Below are 5,214 nucleotides of genomic sequence, written 5' to 3'. Positions count from 1 at the left end.
GGCCTTCTGGTCAGCGTCTGGGTTACGCGCTACCTCGGCCCGGAGCAGTTCGGGCTTCTTAGCTACGCCACCACCTTCGTCATGCTCTTTTCCTCGCTGGCCCTTTTGGGCCTCGATTTCATCGTGGTGCGCAACCTGGTGCGGGACCCGTCCAGCCGCGACGAAACCCTCGGCACCGCCTTCGCCCTCAAGTTGTTAGCAGGCGTGGCGGCATCGATGCTGGCACTTTTGGCGATTTCACTGTTACGCCCGGCGGATCAGCTTACCCGGTTACTGGTGGGCATCACCACCATCGGCACCATCTTCCAGGCCTTCGGCACCTTCGAATTCTGGTTCCAGTCACAGGTCCAATCGAAGTACGCCGCCTATGCGCGCAGTTCCTCCTATCTCGTCGTCTGCGCCATAAAGGTGGTGCTGATCGCTCGCCACGCCCCGCTCGTGGCCTTCGCCTGGACCGGACTGGCCGACGTGGTGCTCGGGTCACTGGGAATGGCGATGGCCTACCGCATATACGGCCACCGGATCAAGGACTGGCATGCGACGGTGGCCATGGCTAGGCAGTTGCTCAGGGACAGCTGGCCCCTGATCTTCACCGACATGGTGATCCTGATCTACATGCGGGTCGACAAGATCATGATCGGTGATCTGGCCGGCAACAGGGAATTGGGGATCTATGCCGTGGCAGCCATGCTGGCTGAAGCGCTGTACTTCATCCCCACCGCGGTTGCCTCCTCCGCCTATCCGAGCATCGTGGAAGCGAAGGAGTCCGGCGAGGAGTTCTTCTATCAGCGACTGCAGCAGTTTTACAACCTGATGGCGCTTTTGGCCTACGCCGTGGCCGTGCCGGTCACCCTTTTCGCCGGTTGGGGGATACCGCTCCTCTTCGGCGATTCCTACGGCAGGGCGGGAGGCATGCTGGTCGGTCTGGTCTGGGCTGGGATGTTCATCAACCTCACCATGGCGCGCAACTACTACCTCACGGCCATGAACTGGACCCGGCTGCACTTCCTGACCGACTTCCTCGGCTGCCTGCTCAACGTCTCGCTCAACTTATTCATGATTCCCCGCTACGGCGGCATGGGGGCCGTCTTTGCCTCCTGCCTCTCGTACTGGTTCGCCGTCCACGGAACATGCTTCATTTTCAGGCCCCTTCGCAGGACGGGGCTGATGCTGACCCGGGCCATGCTCTACCCCAAGGCCTGGTGATCGACGAGGACCTATAACCGTTGAGGGAACTGGCCCAGAAATTGGAGATTCTTCTCCTGGAGTTCGTCCGCTCGCCGAAAGCCGCCTCTGAGCTGATCGGGCGGCTGCTGCTGCAGAAATTCTCCACCGGACAGGTGGAGAAGGTGCGGCAGATCACCCGGCGGACCCCCCTCATCCTCCAGGTGGAGGGGACCAATGTCTGCAACGCGGCCTGTGTCTTTTGCGCCAACTGCCACATGCAGAGGTCCAAAGGCGTGATGCCCCTTCCCCTGTTCGAGCGGATCGTGGAAAGCTATGCCGGGATGGGAGGGGGCCCGGTGTCACTCACCCCCGTGATCGGTGAGGCGCTGCTGGATCCTCACCTGCTGGAGCGGTTGGACATCCTGGAGGCGAACCCGGCCATCACCCAGGTTTCGCTCACCACCAATGGGATCTCCCTGGAAAAGTATTCCGACCGGGAGGTCTGCCGCCTGCTCGAGTCGCTCTACTGCGTCCAGGTAAGTGTCGGCGGCCTCGATGCGCAGACGTACCGCACGATGTTCGGGGTCGACCGGTTTTCGCAGGTGGAGCGGGCGATGGAGCGGCTGCTGCGACTGAACGCCACCATATCGAATCCGGCAGCCATCACCTTCGCGTTCCGCACCAATGACCGCAAATTCGAGTCCCGCTACCGGGAGACCCTCGACCGTTTCCGCCGTGCCGGTGCCTTCGTCAGCCACATCTGGACCTACGCCAACTATGCGGGATTGGTCAAGGATGACGCGGAACGAAACCTGGTGGTGATGAAGAGCGGACGGCAAAAGCGCCAACCGTGCCTCTATGCCAGCGTAGCCATGAGCATCTGCTGGGACGGCACCATAACTGCCTGCGGTTGCGCCGATTATGAAGGAACCCGACTGACGCTGGGCGACGCTTCCGCCGAGACGCTCTCAGCCATCTGGTCGGGCAAGAAGCGCTCCGGACTCATCGACTCCTTTCTGGCGGGGAACCCTCCTCCGGTTTGCAGGAGTTGCTCGGCCTACCAGGCGGACGCCACCTTCGCCCTTCCCTACTTCAAGAAGGTCGAGCCGCACCGTCCACTCCCCCTGGAGTTCTACCACCAGGTGTGGGGCGGCTAGCCCCCCTGGCCATAGCCACACGAGGAATGAAGATGATCGCGTCGTTGCTGCGATACCTGACATGCAAAAAGGCAAAGCTGGTCTTCAACGACCTCTCCAGGGTCACTCCGGTCAGCACCATATTCGGCTTGGACCGCGGAACCCCCATCGACCGCTACTATGTCGAGAGCTTCCTGGAGAAAACAAGTCCCCTGATCCGGGGACGGGTGCTGGAGATCGGGGACAGCTCCTATAGCCGGCGCTTCGGCGGCGGAAGGGTCGAAAGCTACGAGGTGCTGCATGCCACCAGCGACAACCGGGCGGCCACCATCATCGGCGACCTGACCGACTGCTCGACCTTGCCGGCCGATGCCGTCGATTGCTTTATCTGCACCCAGACCTTCAACTTCATCTTCGACGTCCAGAAGGCCATAGCGGGGGCCCACTACCTGCTGAAGCCGGGGGGCGTGCTCTTGGCCACCGTGGCCGGCATCAGCCAGATCAGCCGCTACGACATGGATCGCTGGGGAGACTACTGGCGCTTTACCACCGCCTCGGTGAAGAGGCTCTTCGAGCCGGTCTTTTCAGGCGGCGTCGAGGTGCGAAGTTTCGGAAACGCCCTGGCGAGCTGCGCCTTTCTACAGGGGGTCGCGGTCGAGGATCTGCCGGACCGGTCGCTTCTCGCGGAGAACGCGGAGGAGTACCAGCTGATCATCACCATCGTCGCCAGAAAGGGCCTTTGATGCTCCTCTCCCTGGCACAGAAAGGGGTCCAGGCGGTACGGACGGTCAAGAACAGCGTGCTGAACATGATCGATCCCCCCGTGGTGGTGCTGATTTATCACCGGGTGACCACGCTGGTCGCCGACCCCCAGATGCTGGCGGTCAGTCCCGAAAACTTCCGGGCACAGCTCAAGTACCTGAAAGAGAACTTCAACGTGGTGCGCTTCGAGGATGATTGGTCCGGGACCGGCAAGCCCGCCGTGGCGATAACCTTCGACGACGGATACGCGGACAACGCGCTGGAGGCCCTGCCGATCATCGAGGAGGTGGGGGTACCGGCCACCTTCTTTGTCGCCACCGGGACCATCGGGACCCCCCAGGAGTTCTGGTGGGATGAACTGGAGGCCCTGATCCTGGGGGAGGGCAGCTTCCCGGACAGCTTCCGGCTCGCCGACGGCAGCTTCTGCCGATCATGGCCCACCGCCGGACAAAACGAGCGCGAGGAGTTTTACTCCCAGCTCCAGCCCCTGATGAAAGGGGTCGACGCCCGCCGCCGCGGCGACTGGCTCAGGCAGTTGCGGGAATGGGCCGGCGCCGGATCAGCCGGGAGAGAGTCGCATCGGGCACTGTCTCTTCCGGAGCTGCGCTGGCTGGGGGCCAGCAGGTGGGTCACCATCGGCGCCCATACCATCACCCACAGCTCGCTCGGCTCCCTGCCGGTGGCCGAACAGCGCGAGGAAATCGTCGGATCCAGAAGGGCGCTGGAAAGCTGGCTGGGGCGGGAGGTAACGGTCTTCTCCTACCCCTTCGGGACCCGGAGGGACTTCACGGCCGAGACGGTAACGCTCTGCAAGGAGGGGGGATTCGCCAAGACCGCGGCCAACTTTCCGGGTCAGGCGCACCGGTGGACCGATCGTCACCTGATCCCGCGCCAGCTGGTCCGCAATTGGGATCTCCCGACCTTTGTACGGCAAATGGAAAGATTCCGGGTGCTATGAAAGTTTTGCAGCTCAATACCTTTGACGAAGGAGGTGGGGCGGCCCGCGCGGCCCAGCGCCTCCACAGGGGACTGCAGGCAATCGGCTGCGAGTCGCGGATGCTGGTCCAGTTCAAGCTCGGCGAAGATGCCACGGTGATGGCGGCGCCGGGCGCCGCCGCCAGGATGTCCGCCAGGCTGCGCCCCCACCTCGACGCGCTGCCGGTCCGGTTTTATCCGCACCGGCCGGTATCGAGTTTCACGCCGGCCCTGCTGCCGGACAGGCTGGCCGACCGCGTGGACGAACTGGGGCCGGATGTCGTCCACCTTCACTGGGTGGCCGCGGGATTCATGCAACTGGAGACGCTGCGCCGGATCGGCAAGCCGGTGATCTGGACCCTGCACGATTCATGGGCGTTCACCGGCGGCTGCCACGTTCCTTTTGGCTGCGTGGGCTACCGCCACTCTTGCGGCGCCTGTCCCGTACTCGGTTCCGCACGGGAGCAGGATCTCTCCCGCTGGATCTGGGGGCGCAAGGAGAAGGCCTGGAGGGATCTCCCGATCACGGTGGTGACCCCCAGCCGGTGGCTGGCGAGTTGCGCCGCCTCCAGCTCGCTGTTTCAGGACAAGCGGATCGAGGTGATCCCGAACGGCCTGGACCTTCAGCGCTTCCAGCCGGGGGACAAGGAAAAGGCCCGGCGGGCGCTCGGCTTGCCCCTTAACAAGAAACTCCTCCTCTTCGGCGGCATCGTGGGGACCCGGGTGCCGAACAAGGGCTTCCACCTGCTAAGAACCGCCCTGGGGCAGTTGGCCAGGAAAGGGTGGCGGGAACAGGCCGAGCTGGTGGTGCTCGGCTCGTCCCGGCCAGAGGCTCCCCAGGATGAGCCGTTGAAGGTCAACTACCTTGGCCACAGCGATGATGACGCCCTGATCGCTTCGGCCTATGCGGCCGCGGATGTCTTTGTGGCGCCGTCGCTGTTGGAGAATCTTCCCAACACCATCATGGAAGCGATGGGCTGCGGCACCCCCTGCGTCGCCTTTGACCAGGGGGGGGTCCCGGACTTGATAGACCATCAGCAAAACGGTTATCTGGCGCTCCCGTATCTGCCGGAGGACCTGGCGGAAGGGATCAGTTGGGTGCTTGGCGACGAGCAACGAAGGCAAAAACTGTCGACCGGGGCCCGGCGGAAGATCGAGGAAGGGTTCGGACAGA

5 protein-coding genes are annotated in these 5,214 nt (G+C 63.4%); all 5 read left to right on the top strand.

The window, feature by feature from the left end; all coding sequences use genetic code 11:
• Positions 1-1,206, top strand: a 1,206-nt coding sequence (locus AC11W3_RS08585; RefSeq protein WP_484092833.1) for a flippase, incomplete at its 5' end; no start/stop codon positions are given.
• A gap of 20 nt (positions 1,207-1,226) precedes the next feature.
• A complete protein-coding gene (locus AC11W3_RS08580) occupies positions 1,227-2,324 on the top strand; it encodes a radical SAM/SPASM domain-containing protein (RefSeq protein ID WP_484092264.1) in 1,098 nt (365 codons plus the stop codon).
• Between the two features lie 32 nt (positions 2,325-2,356).
• Positions 2,357-3,046: a methyltransferase domain-containing protein gene (locus tag AC11W3_RS08575; protein ID WP_484092265.1), complete on the top strand. Its 690-nt coding sequence runs from the start codon at positions 2,357-2,359 to the stop codon at positions 3,044-3,046.
• Positions 3,046-4,023 (top strand): polysaccharide deacetylase family protein, encoded by a 978-nt coding sequence (locus AC11W3_RS08570; RefSeq protein WP_484092832.1) that lies wholly within the window; start codon positions 3,046-3,048, stop codon positions 4,021-4,023. Before AC11W3_RS08575 ends, AC11W3_RS08570 begins: the two co-directional genes overlap by 1 nt.
• Positions 4,020-5,214: glycosyltransferase family 4 protein (locus AC11W3_RS08565; protein ID WP_484092831.1), on the top strand; the 1,195-nt coding region annotated here is incomplete at its 3' end. The genes AC11W3_RS08570 and AC11W3_RS08565, both read left to right, overlap by 4 nt.

The organism is Geomonas sp., from assembly GCF_056994735.1.
The sequence above is the reverse complement of the archived record's forward strand: the minus strand, read 5'-3'. Positions and strand labels throughout refer to the sequence as shown.

Excerpts from the sequence above, each read along its gene's own strand:
- AC11W3_RS08575 (WP_484092265.1), top strand. The coding sequence starts at position 2,357 with ATGATCGCGTCGTTGCTGCGATACCTGACATGCAAAAAGGCAAAGCTG.
- AC11W3_RS08570 (WP_484092832.1), top strand. The coding sequence starts at position 3,046 with ATGCTCCTCTCCCTGGCACAGAAAGGGGTCCAGGCGGTACGGACGGTC.